Consider the following 14542-nt stretch of genomic DNA (forward strand, 5'->3'; position numbering starts at 1 on the left):
GTTGATAGGCCAGATGTGGAAGCCCTGTAAGGGGTGGAGCTGACTGGTACTAATAGGCCGAGGGCTTGTCCTCAGTTGCTCGCGTCCACTGTGTTAGTTCTGAAATAACGAACGGCCGTGTTTTCATCCGGTGTTCAAATTTCATAGTGTTTCGGTGGTCATTGCGTTAGGGAAACGCCCGGTTACATTCCGAACCCGGAAGCTAAGCCTTTCAGCGCCGATGGTACTGCAGGGGGGACCCTGTGGGAGAGTAGGACGCCGCCGAACAATTTTTCCGGGAAAGCCCCGCACCGTATGGTGCGGGGCTTTTCTGCGTTCTGAAGATGTCCGAAACCTTGGGCCTCCGGTGAGCGGTGCATCACCGGAGGGGCCAGGCTCGGAGAGCCTCAGAGGTGGTCTGCGGCCTTGAGGGCCAGATAGGCGTCGGCGAGGGCGGGGGCGATGGTGTCCGGGCTGGCGTCCACGACGACGACGCCATGGCGCTGGAGTTTCTCCGCCGTGCTGCGTCGTTCGGTCTGGGCCTGGGTGCCGGCGGCGGCGTCGTACACCGCGTCCACCGTTCCTCGGGCCTTCGCCATCTCCTCGATCCGTGGATCGGACACGGCGGCCAGCAGAACCGCGTGGCGCTGGGTGAGCTGAGGGAGCAGCGGGAGGAGGCCCTCCTCGATGGGGGCAGCCTCCAGAGATGTCAGGAGAACGATCAGCGAGCCGCGAGGGGCAGCGGAGAGTGCCGTGGCGCTGAGGCCCCTGGCGTCCGTCTCGACGAGCTCGGGCTCCAGTGAGGCGAGGGCATCGACGACTGTCGCCAGGACGTCGCCTGCGGAGGTCCGGCCCTGCACACGGGCTCGGACGCGGCGGTCGTAGGCGAGGAGGTCCACGCGGTCGCCGGCGCGCGTCGCGAGCGCGGTGAGGAGCAACGTGGCGTCCATCGCCGCATCGAGTCGCGGCACGTCGCCCACCCGGCCCGCGGAGGTGCGCCCGGTGTCCAGAACGATGAGGATGTGGCGGTCGCGCTCGGGGCGCCATGTCCGGACCGCGACGGCCGACTGGCGTGCCGTCGCCCGCCAGTCGATGGAACGGGTGTCGTCCCCCGGCACGTACGCCCGCAGGCTGTCGAACTCCGTGCCTTCACCTCGCGTCAGGACGCTGGTGCGGCCGTCGAGTTCGCGGAGGCGGGCGAGCCTGGACGGCAGGTGCTTCCGGCTGGTGAACGGGGGCAGCACCCGTACGGTCCAGGGGACGTGGTGGTGGCCCTGGCGTGCGGCGAGGCCGAGCGGGCCGTACGAGCGGACCGTGATGCGCTCGGCCTGGCGGTCGCCGCGGCGGGTGGGGCGCAGAACAGTGGTCAGGCGCCGCTGTTCGCCGGGAGGAACCGTCAACGTGTGGCGGGACGCGGCCTGTTCGGTGCCGGTGGGACAGCTGCTCGGCGGCCAGGCGTCGCGGAGCTGGGCCCGGAGCCGCCGTCGCGAGCTGTTGGTCACGCTGAGTTGCACTTCGGCCGCGTCACCAAGTCGAACGGATGTATCACCGGATCGGGTGAATCGGAGCGTTCGCACTGGCGCTGCCAGGGCGTAGTCGCACAGAATCGCTAGTGAGAGCGGTGCGTTGACCGCGAGCATCCCGGTCCAGCTCGGAGCGAGGATGCCTACGGGGAGTGATCCCAGCGCGGCCAGCAGTGCGGTACGTCCGGTGAGGGCCATGGTCACCGCCTCATCGGGGTACGGGGACGTGAGCGAGCACCGAGGTGATGACGGAGTCGGGGGTGACTCCCTCCATTTCTGCCTCGGGCCGCAGGTGGATGCGATGACGGAGTGTGGGAAGCGCCAAGGCCTTCACATCGTCCGGGGTGACGTAGTCCCGGCCGGTGAGCCAGGCCCAGGCTCGTGCGGTCGAGAGCAGTGCGGTGGCGCCTCGGGGGGAGACGCCCAGAGCGAGCGAGGGGGATTCGCGCGTGGCACGACAGATATCCACGACATAGCCGGCGATCTCGGGGGAGACCGTGGTCTTCGCGACGGCTGAGCGGGCCGCCTCCAGGTCGGCGGGGCCTGCGGCGGGCCGTATGCCCGCTGCCTTGAGGTCGCGGGGGTTGAAGCCGTCGGCGTGACGGGTGAGGACGTTGATCTCGTCCTGCCGGGAGGGGAGGGGCACGGTCAGCTTGAGGAGGAAGCGGTCCAGTTGGGCTTCCGGAAGCGGGTAGGTGCCCTCGTATTCGACGGGGTTCTGGGTGGCGGCGACGAGGAAGGGGTCCGGCAGCGGGCGGGGGGTGCCGTCGACGGTGACCTGACGCTCTTCCATCGCTTCCAGGAGGGAGGCCTGTGTCTTGGGAGGGGTGCGGTTGATCTCGTCGGCGAGCAGCAGGTTGGTGAAGACCGGGCCGGGCTGGAAGGAGAACTCGGCGGTGCGGGCGTCGTAGACGAGCGAGCCCGTTACGTCGCTCGGCATGAGGTCGGGGGTGAACTGGACTCGCTTGGTGTCGAGTTCGAGGGAGGCTGCGAGGGCTCGGACGAGCAGGGTCTTGGCGACGCCGGGGACGCCCTCGAGGAGTACGTGTCCGCGGCAGAGCAGCGCGACGACGAGTCCGGTGACAGCCGGGTCCTGGCCGACCACGGCCTTGGCGATCTCGGAGCGGAGGGCTTCCAAGGACGCGCGGGCGCCGTCGGCGGGCTGCGGAACCGCAGGGGTCGTGGGGACCGCTGTGGGTTCGGCCGGCTCGGGGGTCGGGGCGCTCATGAGGTGCGTACCTCTCTTTCGAGGGTGTCGAGGTGCTCGGCCAGCAGGACAAGGGCCGCGTCGTCGGCGGGGGCCGGGCCGAAGAGCAGGGTGCTCAGGTCGTCGCCAGTTGTGGTGGTGCGGGCGGATACGGCAGGGAGGAGGACGTAGGAGGTGTGCGCTTCGCGGGCGGTTACGCCGGCGAGGCGGGCGATGCGGGTCCGGGCGGCGGCCCGGAGCGATTCGGCTGCCCGGTCACGGGCGTTGGCCTTGCGGTAGAGGCCGGCGCGGCCTTCGGCGGACTCCGATGCGCGGATGGAGACCGGCAGCCGTTCCATGACGATGGGGCCGAGGCGGCGGCCTCGCCAGATCGCGGCGAGGACTGCGGCGAGGGTGAGTTGGAGCGTTCCCCAGAGCCAGCCGGAGGGGATCAGGTCGAGGAAGCCGCTCTCCTCGCCCGAAGCCTCCTTGCCGTTGTCGCTGTTGTCGCCGCTGTCGGTGTCGTTGCTGTCGGGGGAGCCGTCATCGCTGGTGGCGGACGGATCGGCGAGAGAGGGGAGGTACCAGACGAGATGGGGTCGCGAACCGAGGAGTTGCAGGGCGAGGGAGGCGTTGCCCTGTTGGTCGAGACGCTCGTTGTGGAGGAAGTCGGGGGAGCCGAGAAGGATGGTGTCACCGTCTCCTCGGTCCTTGAGGATCAGCAGGCTGGGGGCGCCGTCGCTGGGGTAGCAGGCGGTGGCGGTGGAGTCCGGCGCCGTGTAGCGGACGCCGCCCATGTCGGCTGTTCCGGCGCTGCGGGCGGCGGGGAAGGCGCACGACGGGGGGAGCGCGCTCACCGGGCGGTGGGGCTCGGTGCGTACGCCGGGGGAGAGGCGGGATGCGGCTGCCGGGCCCGGGGCGATCAGGACGGTGCGGCCGGTGGAGGCGGTGGTTGCCTCGTGGAGCCGGCGCTGCTGTGCGGGGGTGAGGAGATTCGGGCCGGTGACCAGGAGTGTGGTGTCGGGCCCCGCCGCGGTGGTCGCTTCGTCGAGGGTCGTCGCGACGGTGACGGATATCCCGCGCGCCTTGAGGAGTTCGGCTGCGGCGCGGCTGCCCTTCGGGTCGGCGGAGCGGGGGTCGAGGTGCCCGTGGTTGGTGCCGGAGCGGACGGCGGCGAACGTGACGCCTGCGATCACGAGGATGAGCAGGGCGATCAGGAGCCCTCGTGCGCGCTTCCAGACCTGGTACGGGGTGGGCGCCGTCGAGGTGGGGGAAGGGGCGGTGGCCGTGGTCATCCGGCGGCTCCTCGGGAGGCTCCGGGCAGCACGGGCTTGGCCTCGTCGAGTTCGGTGTCCAGGGCGCGCACGGCCAGATATGTGGGTCGGCCCGCCGTGCGGCCGCCGTATGTGACGTCGTCGAAGTCCCGGGCGGCGGAGCGTAGCCGGGTGGCGTGGCCGGGCAGGGCGCGGCCTGCTTCCGTCGCGGCTTCGTCCGCGGTGCGGCCGGGGCGAGGGTCGAGCAGGGCGCGTTCCTCCAGCGACCGGACGATCGCCCGCATGCGTTCCTGGACGGCTTCGGTCCAGCGGAGAGCGGCGGCGTGGACGTCGGCGGCTGCACGGTGCTGGGCGGCACTGCGGGGGCCGTCGTTCTCGAAGAGGGCGTCCGGGGCCAGGGGGGAGCGTTGGGGGGTGCCGAGCCGCCACCAGAGGGCGGCGGTGAGGCCGATGACGATGAGTGCCAGGACGGCGAGGCCGGCGGGGCCGCCGGGGGCGGCGCCCGCAGCGGCGTCGAACACGCCGGCGACCCAGTCCCAGAAGTGGTTCAGGGCGCGTTGGAGAACGTTCGGATCGTTCTCGTGGTACATCGGCTTGGACAGCTCGCTCTCAGCCGCCTCCCGGGCGGGGACACGTGGAGTGTCCACGGGTATGTTCCCGGCGCCGCTGGCCCGCCGTGCCGCTGTGGTGCCCCCCGCCCCCGACACCGCATCAGCTCCTGGGGGTGTCGGCGTCGTGGCCGGGGAGGCCTGCGGCCCGGGCGAGGTCGAGGTCGAGCGCCTCGCGGCGGATGCGCTGGTCCACGTAGAGCAGTGCCATCACGCCGGCGACGAAGGGGTAGAGCAGCGTGGAGACGATGACTTCGCCGATGCCCGTGATGATCAGGAAGGGCCAGCCGAGGGAGGGGCCGCCGCTTTCGAAGAACTCGCTGATGTCGGTTCCGTCGGCGATGACCGCGACGACGCCGAAGGGGATGGAGACGATGAAGCTCACCAGGAAGACGATCAGGTAGGTCAGCGCGAGGATGCCGAAGGTGCGCCACCAGGCACCGCGGACCAGCTTCGCCGACCTGCGCAGCGCGGCGAGGATGCTCTGCCGTTCGAGCATCAGGGCGGGGGCGGCGAGGGCGAAGCTGACCTGGAGCGAGAGGATCACGACGCAGGCGGCGGTGAAGCCGAGGAGCGCCAGCGCCGCGCCGGCCTCGGCGCCCACCAGCAGCCCGGGACCGACGCCGACGGTCATGACCGTGGCGGTGATCAGGGCCACCAGCAGGGTCAGCCCGATCAGGGGGAGGATCCGCGGACGAGCTTCGGCCCAGGCGTCGGAGAGCGTGACGGGGCGGCCCAGCACGGAGCGGCTGATCACCACGGTGACGATGGACGCGGTGAAGAGCGTGGCGATCATCGTGAGGAGGGACGCCGGGGCGAGGGAGAGCAGCGTCGTCCGGGCGGATTCGGAGGCCTGGCGAAGGGCTTCGGTGCCGCTGGCGTTCGGGTCGACGGTGGTCGGCTTGGGCAGGAGGTAGCGCTGCATGAGGGTGACGGCGATCTGGACGACCACGGACACCGCGAGGCTGAAGCCGAGTGCGGTGCGCCAGTGGGCGCGCAGGGCCGAGACCGAGCCGTCGAGGATTTCGCCGAGGCCCAGGGGGCGCAGCGGGATGACGCCGGGCTTCGCCGCCGGTGGCTTCATGCCCCAGTCCGGTCGCTGCGGACCGCCGCCCCAGCCGGGGGCGGGCGGGCGGTTGCCCGGGCCGCTGCCGGGGTTGCTCGGCGGGGACCACTGCCCGGGAGGCGGCTGCTCGGGGGACCACTGTCCCGTCGGTGCGCCTCCGTCCTGGGGTGCGGAGGGGCGGGGAATGGCCGCCTCCTGGCCGTCCGAGGGGGCAGATCCGGGCGTCGCCCAGCCCGGAGAGTCGTTCATTCTCGCTCCTTCACCGTCCTGTCCGCTCATCGGGGCGGCAGGTTGGCAGCCATCGTGCCACGGGCCGGTGCCGTGCGGGCCGGGAGCCTTCTCTCCTTCGTGCCTTCATTTGTGGGCGGCTCACCGGGCAGACTGGGTGGATGGCTGATCAGGACGCGCAAACGCCGGTGGGCAGCGACCCTTCCGCGCTTTCCGTACTTCGTTGGGACGAGCTTCCGGAAGGTCCCGTACTGGTGCTCCTCGACCAGACGCGGCTGCCCGCGGAGGAGGTCGAGCTGGTGTGTACGGATGTGCCCGCGCTGGTGCGGGCGATCCGGACGCTGGCGGTCCGAGGGGCTCCGCTGCTCGGGATCGCCGGGGGGTACGGAGTGGCGCTCGCGGCGGCGCGAGGTTACGACGTGGCGGAGGCGGCCGGGCTGCTGGAGGGGGCGCGGCCCACCGCGGTGAATCTCGGTTACGGGGTGCGACGGGTGGCTGGCGCCTACTGGGCGGCCGCCGAGAAGGGGGCGGGGGTCACCGAGGCCGCGGCTGTGGCCCTGGCCGAGGCCCGGGCGTTGCACCGGGAGGACGCCCGGGCCAGCGAGCGGATGGCGGAGCACGGGACGGCGCTGCTGGAGGAGCTGCTGCCGGGGCAGGGCTACCGGCTGCTGACCCACTGCAACACCGGGGCGCTGGTCTCCGGGGGCGAGGGGACGGCGTTCGCGGTGGCCCTGAGGGTGCACCGGCAGGGGCGGCTGCGCCGGCTGTGGGTGGACGAGACCCGGCCGCTGCTCCAGGGGGCGAGGCTGACGGCGTACGAGGCGGCGCGCAACGGGATGGCGTACAGCCTGCTCACGGACAGTGCGGCGGGTTCGCTGTTCGCGGCGGGTGAGGTGGATGCCGTGCTCATCGGGGCGGACCGCATCGCGGCGGACGGGTCGGTGGCCAACAAGGTGGGGAGCTATCCGCTGGCCGTGCTCGCGAAGTACCACCATGTGCCGTTCATCGTGGTGGCGCCGACGACGACCGTCGACATGGAGACGGCTGAAGGCACATCGATCATCGTTGAGCAGCGTTCCGGGCAAGAAGTGACGGAGGTCACATCGCCGGGAGGCGTATCGGAGGGCGGCGGGGGTGGGAAGGTCGTCGCACCCCTCGGGGCCCCGGTGTACAACCCGGCTTTCGACATCACGCCGCCGGAGTTGATCACGGCGATCGTTACCGAGGAGGGCGTCATTTCCCCCGTCACGGGGGTCGGACTGGCAGAGCTGTGTGCCAGGTCATCGCAGGTAACGATTAGCTAATGGGATGATGTCGATTATGAAGGGACGCGTCCTTGTCGTCGACGACGACACCGCACTGGCCGAGATGCTCGGGATTGTGCTGCGTGGAGAAGGTTTCGAGCCGTCGTTCGTAGCGGACGGCGACAAGGCACTGGCCGCATTTCGTGAGGCCAAGCCGGACCTGGTGCTGCTCGACCTCATGCTGCCCGGAAGGGACGGCATCGAGGTGTGCAGGCTGATCAGGGCCGAGTCCGGTGTGCCGATCGTCATGCTCACTGCCAAGAGTGACACCGTCGATGTCGTGGTCGGCCTGGAATCAGGGGCCGACGACTACATCGTCAAGCCGTTCAAACCTAAGGAGTTGGTCGCCCGGATCAGGGCCCGCCTGCGGCGGTCCGAAGAGCCCGCGCCGGAGCAGTTGACCATCGGTGACCTGGTCATCGACGTGGCCGGCCACTCCGTGAAGCGGGAGGGGCAGTCCATCGCCCTGACGCCGCTGGAGTTCGACCTGCTGGTCGCCCTCGCCCGCAAGCCGTGGCAGGTCTTCACCCGTGAGGTCCTGCTGGAGCAGGTCTGGGGTTACCGGCACGCGGCCGACACCCGGCTGGTGAACGTGCACGTCCAGCGGCTGCGCTCCAAGGTCGAGAAGGACCCGGAGCGGCCGGAGATCGTCGTGACCGTCCGAGGGGTCGGTTACAAGGCCGGACCGAGCTGACATGGCCGAGGGCAGCGCCGCTCCGAACCCCGGGGAGCCGGGAGTCCGTGCGGAGCGGGCTGCCGGTCCGGGACGGAAGGCTTCTCGTATGAGCCGTTTCCTGCAGGGCGGCCGGTTGTTCCAGGACCGGACGCCCGGCGGGCCCGTACCGCGTCTGCTGATGCGGTGGGTCCGCGGTCCGCTGCTGCCCGCCGTGCGGTTGTGGCGGCGCAATCTGCAGCTCCGCGTCGTCGCGGGCACCCTGCTGATGTCGATCGGCGTGGTGCTGCTGCTCGGCTTCGTCGTGATCGGGCAGGTCCGCAACGGTCTGCTCGACGCGAAGGGCAAGGCCGCCCAGACCCAGGCCGCCGGTGGTTTCGCCGCGGCCCAGGAGAAGGCGAACGCCTCCCTGGCGCCGGGCACCGAGGGGCCCGACGGCATGACCGCCAACACCTCGTGGCGCACCGAGCTCGTCGACCAGCTCGCCAGTGGCGGCAAGAACGCCTTCAACGTGGTCGCGCTCAGCGCGGACTCGGTCAGCGAGGGCGCGGGCAGCCGTGCCCCGCGTGGTTCGGGCAGCGTCGAGGCCGCCAGCGTGCCCGAGCGACTGCGCCAGGACGTGGGCAAGGGGCAGGGAGCCTTCCAGACGTACTCCTTGATCCGCTATTCCAACGGCAACGAGGCCCAGCCGGGCCTCGTCGTGGGCAAGCGGCTCTACGACATCGACCAGCAGCCCTACGAGCTGTACTACCTCTTCCCGCTCACGCAGGAGGAGAAGTCCCTGGCGCTGGTCAAGACGACCCTGGCGACCGCCGGACTCTTCGTCGTCGTGCTGCTCGGCGCCATCGCGTGGTTCGTGGTGCGGCAGGTCGTCACGCCGGTGCGGATGGCGGCCGGTATCGCCGAGCGGCTCTCCGCCGGGAAGCTCCAGGAACGGATGAAGGTCACCGGCGAGGACGACATCGCGCGGCTCGGTGAGGCCTTCAACAAGATGGCGCAGAACCTTCAGCTGAAGATCCAGCAGTTGGAGGAGCTCTCCCGGATGCAGCGGCGCTTCGTCTCCGACGTCTCGCACGAGCTGCGGACCCCGCTGACGACCGTACGGATGGCCGCCGACGTCATCCATGAGGCGCGTGCCGACTTCGATCCGATCACCGCGCGCTCCGCCGAGCTGCTCGGTGACCAGCTCGACCGCTTCGAGTCGCTGCTCTCGGACCTGCTGGAGATCAGCCGGTTCGACGCGGGAGCGGCCGCGCTGGAGGCCGAGCCGATAGACCTGCGGGCCGTGGTGCACCGGGTGATCGGCGGCGCCGAACCGCTCGCCGAGCGCAAGGGCAGCCGGATCCTGGTCATCGGCGACGACCAGCCGGTGATCGCCGAGGCCGACGCCCGGCGGGTCGAGCGGGTGCTGCGCAACCTCGTGGTCAACGCCGTCGAGCACGGTGAGGGCCGGGACGTCATCGTGCGGATGGGCGTGGCCCAGGGCGCGGTCGCCGTGGCCGTACGGGACTACGGGGTCGGGCTCAAGCCCGGCGAGGCGACCCGCGTCTTCAACCGGTTCTGGCGCGCCGACCCGGCGCGGGCCCGGACAACCGGCGGGACCGGTCTCGGGCTCTCCATCGCCGTCGAGGACGCCCGGCTGCACGGCGGCTGGCTCCAGGCGTGGGGCGAGCCGGGCGGCGGGTCCCAGTTCCGGCTGACCCTGCCGCGTACGGCGGACGAGCCGCTGCGCGGTTCGCCGATACCGCTGGAGCCCGAGGACTCCCGGCGCAACCGGGAGAGCCGGGAGCGCGACGAGGCGCAGGCGGGCGACAACCGGCTGCTGTCCGTGCCGAACCAGTCCGGTGCGGCGAAGCGCTCGCCGCTGCCCGTGCCGGCCCGCTCCTCCACCGCTGCGCACCCGGCGCCCGCCTCGGTGCACCCGGCGGCGCTGCCCGGCAACGGGGCCCGTGTGGTGGCACGCCGGGCACCGGAGCGGTCCGGCGGCGCGGGTTCCCCAGCGCAGAATTCCGACCAGGAGGACTCCACACGTGGGTACTGACCGCCGTCGTGGTGGCCCCGGACGCGGCGTGCGGATGTCCGCGCTGCTCGGCTGCTCCGTCATCGTGCTCGCCGGCTGCGGGTCGATGCCGGTGACCGGGGACGTCAAGGCGGTCGACGCCTCGCAGCCGGGGGACTCCCAGGTACAGGTGTACGCGGTGGAGCCCCGTGAGGGCGCGGTGCCCAGCGAGATCGTCGACGGGTTCCTGGAGTCGATGACCAGCGACGACCCCGGTTTCCGGACCACGCGCAAGTACCTGAGCAAGGACGCGGCCGAGACCTGGCAGCCGGGCGAGGGCACCACGGTGCTCACCCAGGCACCCAACCGCAGCGGTCCCTCGCTCCAGGACGAGGAGCGCCGGGACTCCGAGACCTCCTACACGCTGACCGGTGAGAAGGTGGCGGCGGTCGACGCCCAGAGCTCGTACCACCCGCTCGCCCCCACCGACTACTCCCAGGTGCTGCACCTGGTGCGGGAGAAGGTGGCGGACGGGAAGGCCGAGTGGCGCATCGACATCGTGCCGGACGGGCTGGTCCTCGGGCAGTCCGACTTCAAGCGGCTCTACCGCTCGGTGAACAAGTACTACTACGCCACCGGGCGGACGAGCGGACAGCCGACGCTCGTCGCCGACCCCGTCTACGTACGTACCGGCACCGATCCGGTCACGCGGATGAGCACGGCGACGCAGACGGTCAGGACGCTGCTGGAGGGGCCGACGAACTGGCTGCGGCCCGTGGTCGACTCCCGTTTCCCCACCGGGACCGCCCTGCGCAAGGACGTCGTCGCGCTGGCCCCCGACGACCAGAACGTGCTGAAGGTGCCGCTCAACGGCAAGGCCGACAAGGCGGGCCGGGCGGCCTGCCGGATGATGGCCGCCCAGGTGCTCTTCACCCTGCGGGACCTGACCTCCGCGCGGGTCGAGCAGGTGGAGCTGGAGGGCGGGCGGGGCCGGCTCTGTGCGCTGGACGCGGACGAGGCGGAGAAGTTCTCCTCCGACAGCGGCTCCGACGGGCCCGACAGCCAGTACTTCATCGACGCCAAGGGCAGGGTCCAGCGGATCCCCAGCGCCACCGAGGGCATCGGCACGCCCGAGGTGGTGCGCGGTCCTCTGGGCGTCGGCACGGTCGCGATGGGCGCCGTCGGCGTGGCCCGGGACGAGCGGCGGGCGGCCGCGGTCTCAGCCACCGGGCAGAACCTGTACGTCGCGTCCCTGGACGAGGAAGGTGAGCTGGCCGCTCCCGCGGTGACCAGCGCCGGCAGGAAGACCGCCGACCGGCTGTCGTCGCCGAGCTGGGACGGGCGGGGTGACCTGTGGGTCGCCGACCGGGACAAGGAGCGCCCGAGGCTGCTGCGGCTGGTCGAGGGTGAGGGAGAGCCGCAGGAGGTCCGGGTCCCGGGTCTGGACGGCGGGCGGATCGAGGAGCTGCGGCTGTCGGCGGACGGCGTGCGGATCGCCCTGCTGGTGACGGAGGACGGGCGTACGACGCTCAAGATCGGCCGGGTCGAGCGGCGCGGGACCGACGAGGCGCCCGAGCTCTCGGTCGAGGACCTGCGTCAGGCCGCGCCGCAGCTCACGGACGTGACGGCGATCTCCTGGTCGGGCCGCAGCCGTCTCGTGGTGGTCGGCAAGGAGGCGGGTGGTGTCCAGCAGGTGCGGTACGTACAGGCGGACGGTTCCACGCCGTCCTCCGGGGCCTCCGGGGTGCTGCCCGGGGTGAACCAGGTCCAGGCGGTCGCCGCGGCGGACGACGAGCTGCTGCCGCTGATGGCGGAGACCGAGGGCGACGGCATAGTGAAGCTCTCGCCGGGGGACAACTGGCAGACGGTGCTGGAGGAAGGCACCTCGCTGGTCTACCCGGGCTGACCCGACGTCTCCGGACGCGTCCTTGCGCACCTGGAGGCGGGTCCGGCGGGTTTTCCACAGGGGTGGTCCGTCGCCCGGCGGCCGGGCACGGTGGACCCATGCGGGATTGGTGGCGGGAGTTCTCCGGGCTGGTCCTGCCGGTGGCCTGCGCGGGCTGCGGCAGGCCGCGTACGGAGCTGTGCCCGGCGTGCGGGGCCGCGCTGAACGGGGTGGAGGCCCGCAGGGTGCGGCCCTCGCCCCGGCCCGCGGGGCTTCCGGCGGTGCACGCGGCGGCGCCCTACGAGAACGCCGTACGCGCGGTGCTGCTGGCCCACAAGGAGCGCGGTTCACTCGGGCTCGCCGGACCCCTCGGACGGGCCTTGGCGGCGTCCGTACGGGCCGGGACGGGGCAGACGGGGGCCGTGGGGCCCCTGCTGCTGGTGCCCGTGCCCTCAGCGCGCTCCGCGACCGCGGCGCGCGGGCATGATCCGGTGCTTCGGATCGCCCGGGCGGCCGCAGGCGAGCTGCGCCGGACGGGGCGGCCGGCCCGGGTGCTCCCGGTGCTGCGGCAGCAACGCGCGGTCGCCGACCAGTCGGGTCTCGGGGCGCACCGGCGACGGGCGAATCTCGCCGGGGCGCTGGGAGTCTCCGGAGGGGGAGAGCGGCTGCTCGCCCCCGGGAGAGTGGTCCTGGTGGACGACCTGTTGACGACGGGATCGACGCTGGCCGAGGCGGCGCGGGCCGTCACCGAGGCGCTCGGGAGCGACGGGAGACGCTCGGGCCGCGAGGTGTGCGCGGCGGCGGTCGTCGCCGCTTCTCCGTCCGCCTTCGAAATAAACCGGAACTGACCCAGAACTTGCATCGTTGCAGGTAATGGCAGGGCAAAACCCCCTGAACGGAGGTATGTGCCGGTAGCGGGTGCCGATACCCCGGTGTGCAGGCTATGTTCGGTTGTGAGGAGCGGTGAAGGCCGAACCTCGATGAATGCACCGTGAGGTTTCGGGCAGGTAACTCACCGACGGACCGGAAGCAGCCGAGCCGGTCGGGGTAGTGACCTCTCCGACGGGGGAGGAGGAGGCGAAAGTCACCGAGTCCGAGGCCCCTGGGGACCACCGGGGGCTGGTGCAAAAGGGAGATGCCCCGCCGCCGAAGCGGGGCGATCCGGGAACGGAGTTCTGCGTGGACATCGTCGTCAAGGGCCGCAAGACCGAGGTGCCCGAGCGGTTCCGCAAGCACGTGGCCGAGAAGCTGAAGCTGGACAAGATCCAGAAGTTCGACGGCAAGGTGATCAGCGTCGACGTCGAGGTGTCCAAGGAGCCGAATCCCCGTCAGGCCGACCGTTCCGACCGGGTGGAGATCACGCTCCACTCGCGCGGGCCGGTCATCCGGGCGGAAGCGGCGGCGGGCGACCCCTACGCAGCGCTTGATCTGGCCACCGGAAAGCTGGAGGCCCGGCTGCGCAAGCAGCACGACAAGCGCTACAGCCGCCGGGGCAACGGCCGTCTGTCGGCGGCCGAGGTCGCGGACGTTGTGCCGGGTGTCGCCTCGTTCGACGAGGACGGCGAACTGGTCGGCGAGCAGCCGTCGGAAGCTGTGACGACCACGAAGGTCGGATCGATCGAGGTGCAGGGCGAAGGGCCTCTCGTGATGCGCGAGAAGACCCACACCGCCGCACCCATGGCGCTCGACCAGGCGCTCTACGAGATGGAACTGGTCGGGCACGACTTCTACTTGTTCGTCGACTCCGAGACGAAGGAGCCCAGTGTCGTCTACCGGCGGCACGCCTACGACTACGGCGTCATCCACCTGAGGACCGACCCGCTCGCCGCTGATGAGGCAGGCGGCGCGGGTGGTGCGCTCGGCGGCTGACGCCACACCGTCACCGGTGCCCCTGGAGCGTTTTCACGCCACCAGGGGCACCGGTGCGCGATCAGAGGATCACCGCTCGGGCGCCCCGGCATGGAATCATGGCGTTACGAGCCAATCGGGGTTCGGTGGAACGCCGTTGGCGGACGACTGATGACTATCAGGCCGTGGCCTTCAGGGGGAGGAACGATGGTGGACACCTTCGGGCCCGTGCGCGGTGCGAGTGGTTCCGACGACGCCGGTGCCCGCACCGACGACGACCCGGACGGCACCTCGCGCAAGGAGCCCATCCGGGTCCTCGTGGTCGACGACCACGCGCTCTTCCGCAGGGGTCTGGAGATCGTCCTCGCGCAGGAGGAGGACATCCAGGTCGTCGGTGAGGCCGGGGACGGCTCCGAGGCGGTCGACAAGGCCGCCGACCTGCTGCCCGACATCATTCTGATGGATGTGCGGATGCCCAGACGCGGAGGCATCGAGGCCTGCACCTCCATCAAGGAGGTGGCGCCCAGCGCGAAGATCATCATGCTGACGATCAGCGACGAGGAGGCCGACCTCTACGACGCGATCAAGGCGGGCGCCACCGGATACCTCCTCAAGGAGATCTCCACCGACGAGGTGGCGACGGCCATTCGCGCCGTCGCGGACGGGCAGTCCCAGATCAGCCCGTCCATGGCCTCCAAGCTGCTCACCGAGTTCAAATCGATGATCCAGCGCACCGACGAGCGCCGGCTCGTCCCCGCCCCCCGGCTCACCGAACGGGAACTGGAAGTCCTCAAACTCGTGGCGACCGGCATGAACAACCGGGATATCGCCAAGGAGTTGTTCATTTCCGAGAACACGGTGAAGAACCACGTCCGCAATATTCTGGAAAAGCTTCAGCTGCACTCCCGCATGGAAGCCGTGGTCTATGCCATGCGGGAGAAGATCCTGGAGATCAGGTAGCCACGGTGG

12 protein-coding genes and 1 rRNA gene are annotated in these 14542 nt (G+C 71.0%); 8 read left to right on the forward strand and 5 right to left on the reverse strand.

The window, feature by feature from the left end:
- The first annotated feature begins 150 nt into the window (after positions 1-150).
- Positions 151-267, forward strand: a 5S ribosomal RNA gene (gene rrf, locus ACFWRT_RS04725).
- Positions 268-386: 119 nt separating this feature from the next.
- Here rrf and ACFWRT_RS04730 read toward each other — a convergent pair.
- Genes ACFWRT_RS04730 through ACFWRT_RS04750 form a run of 5 tightly spaced genes read right to left on the reverse strand, consistent with a single transcriptional unit; the run spans position 387 to position 5885 of the window.
- Positions 387-1700 (reverse strand): DUF58 domain-containing protein, encoded by a 1314-nt coding sequence (locus ACFWRT_RS04730; RefSeq protein WP_380950856.1) that lies wholly within the window; start codon positions 1698-1700, stop codon positions 387-389.
- A 10-nt stretch (positions 1701-1710) separates the two neighbouring features.
- Positions 1711-2730: an AAA family ATPase gene (locus tag ACFWRT_RS04735; RefSeq protein WP_380950855.1), complete on the reverse strand. Its 1020-nt coding sequence runs from the start codon at positions 2728-2730 to the stop codon at positions 1711-1713.
- Positions 2727-3983 carry a DUF4350 domain-containing protein gene (locus ACFWRT_RS04740; protein ID WP_380950854.1) on the reverse strand — a complete coding sequence of 419 codons (1257 nt, stop codon included), beginning with the start codon at positions 3981-3983 and terminating at the stop codon, positions 2727-2729. The genes ACFWRT_RS04735 and ACFWRT_RS04740 overlap by 4 nt, the downstream gene beginning before the upstream one ends.
- A complete protein-coding gene (locus ACFWRT_RS04745) occupies positions 3980-4669 on the reverse strand; it encodes a DUF4129 domain-containing protein (RefSeq protein WP_380950852.1) in 690 nt (229 codons plus the stop codon). Before ACFWRT_RS04745 ends, ACFWRT_RS04740 begins: the two co-directional genes overlap by 4 nt.
- A 4-nt stretch (positions 4670-4673) precedes the next feature.
- A complete protein-coding gene (locus ACFWRT_RS04750) occupies positions 4674-5885 on the reverse strand; it encodes a hypothetical protein (protein WP_380950851.1) in 1212 nt (403 codons plus the stop codon).
- Positions 5886-6025: 140 nt separating this feature from the next.
- Here ACFWRT_RS04750 and mtnA point away from each other — a divergent pair, with 140 nt between their 5' ends.
- From mtnA to ACFWRT_RS04785, 7 genes are all read left to right on the forward strand, one after another.
- Positions 6026-7168: an S-methyl-5-thioribose-1-phosphate isomerase gene (gene mtnA, locus ACFWRT_RS04755; RefSeq protein ID WP_380950850.1), complete on the forward strand. Its 1143-nt coding sequence runs from the start codon at positions 6026-6028 to the stop codon at positions 7166-7168.
- A gap of 4 nt (positions 7169-7172) precedes the next feature.
- Positions 7173-7862, forward strand: coding sequence for a two-component system response regulator MtrA (gene mtrA / locus ACFWRT_RS04760; RefSeq protein ID WP_007448372.1), 690 nt, complete (start codon positions 7173-7175; stop codon positions 7860-7862).
- A gap of 1 nt (position 7863) precedes the next feature.
- A complete protein-coding gene (gene mtrB / locus ACFWRT_RS04765; RefSeq protein WP_380950849.1) occupies positions 7864-9882 on the forward strand; it encodes an MtrAB system histidine kinase MtrB in 2019 nt (672 codons plus the stop codon).
- A gap of 34 nt (positions 9883-9916) precedes the next feature.
- On the forward strand, positions 9917-11746 hold the full coding sequence (locus ACFWRT_RS04770; protein WP_380950865.1) for an LpqB family beta-propeller domain-containing protein: 1830 nt from the start codon (positions 9917-9919) through the stop codon (positions 11744-11746).
- A 98-nt stretch (positions 11747-11844) separates the two neighbouring features.
- A complete protein-coding gene (locus ACFWRT_RS04775) occupies positions 11845-12573 on the forward strand; it encodes a ComF family protein (protein ID WP_380950848.1) in 729 nt (242 codons plus the stop codon).
- 331 nt (positions 12574-12904) lie between these two features.
- A complete protein-coding gene (hpf, locus tag ACFWRT_RS04780; protein ID WP_380950847.1) occupies positions 12905-13594 on the forward strand; it encodes a ribosome hibernation-promoting factor, HPF/YfiA family in 690 nt (229 codons plus the stop codon).
- 186 nt (positions 13595-13780) lie between these two features.
- Entirely contained in the window at positions 13781-14533 is a 753-nt protein-coding gene (locus ACFWRT_RS04785; RefSeq protein ID WP_380950846.1) for a response regulator, read from the forward strand.
- Positions 14534-14542: the final 9 nt, after the last annotated feature.

It is taken from the genome of Streptomyces cyaneofuscatus (genome assembly GCF_042718795.1).
In the GTDB taxonomy this organism is placed as follows: domain Bacteria; phylum Actinomycetota; class Actinomycetes; order Streptomycetales; family Streptomycetaceae; genus Streptomyces; species Streptomyces cyaneofuscatus_A.

Coding starts and splice junctions, on each gene's coding strand:
- ACFWRT_RS04730 (WP_380950856.1), bottom strand. CDS start 1,700: ATGGCCCTCACCGGACGTACCGCACTGCTGGCCGCGCTGGGATCACTC.
- ACFWRT_RS04735 (WP_380950855.1), bottom strand. CDS start 2,730: ATGAGCGCCCCGACCCCCGAGCCGGCCGAACCCACAGCGGTCCCCACG.
- ACFWRT_RS04740 (WP_380950854.1), bottom strand. CDS start 3,983: ATGACCACGGCCACCGCCCCTTCCCCCACCTCGACGGCGCCCACCCCG.
- ACFWRT_RS04750 (WP_380950851.1), bottom strand. CDS start 5,885: ATGAACGACTCTCCGGGCTGGGCGACGCCCGGATCTGCCCCCTCGGAC.
- mtnA (WP_380950850.1), top strand. CDS start 6,026: ATGGCTGATCAGGACGCGCAAACGCCGGTGGGCAGCGACCCTTCCGCG.
- mtrA (WP_007448372.1), top strand. CDS start 7,173: ATGATGTCGATTATGAAGGGACGCGTCCTTGTCGTCGACGACGACACC.
- mtrB (WP_380950849.1), top strand. CDS start 7,864: ATGGCCGAGGGCAGCGCCGCTCCGAACCCCGGGGAGCCGGGAGTCCGT.
- ACFWRT_RS04770 (WP_380950865.1), top strand. CDS start 9,917: ATGTCCGCGCTGCTCGGCTGCTCCGTCATCGTGCTCGCCGGCTGCGGG.
- ACFWRT_RS04775 (WP_380950848.1), top strand. CDS start 11,845: ATGCGGGATTGGTGGCGGGAGTTCTCCGGGCTGGTCCTGCCGGTGGCC.
- ACFWRT_RS04785 (WP_380950846.1), top strand. CDS start 13,781: ATGGTGGACACCTTCGGGCCCGTGCGCGGTGCGAGTGGTTCCGACGAC.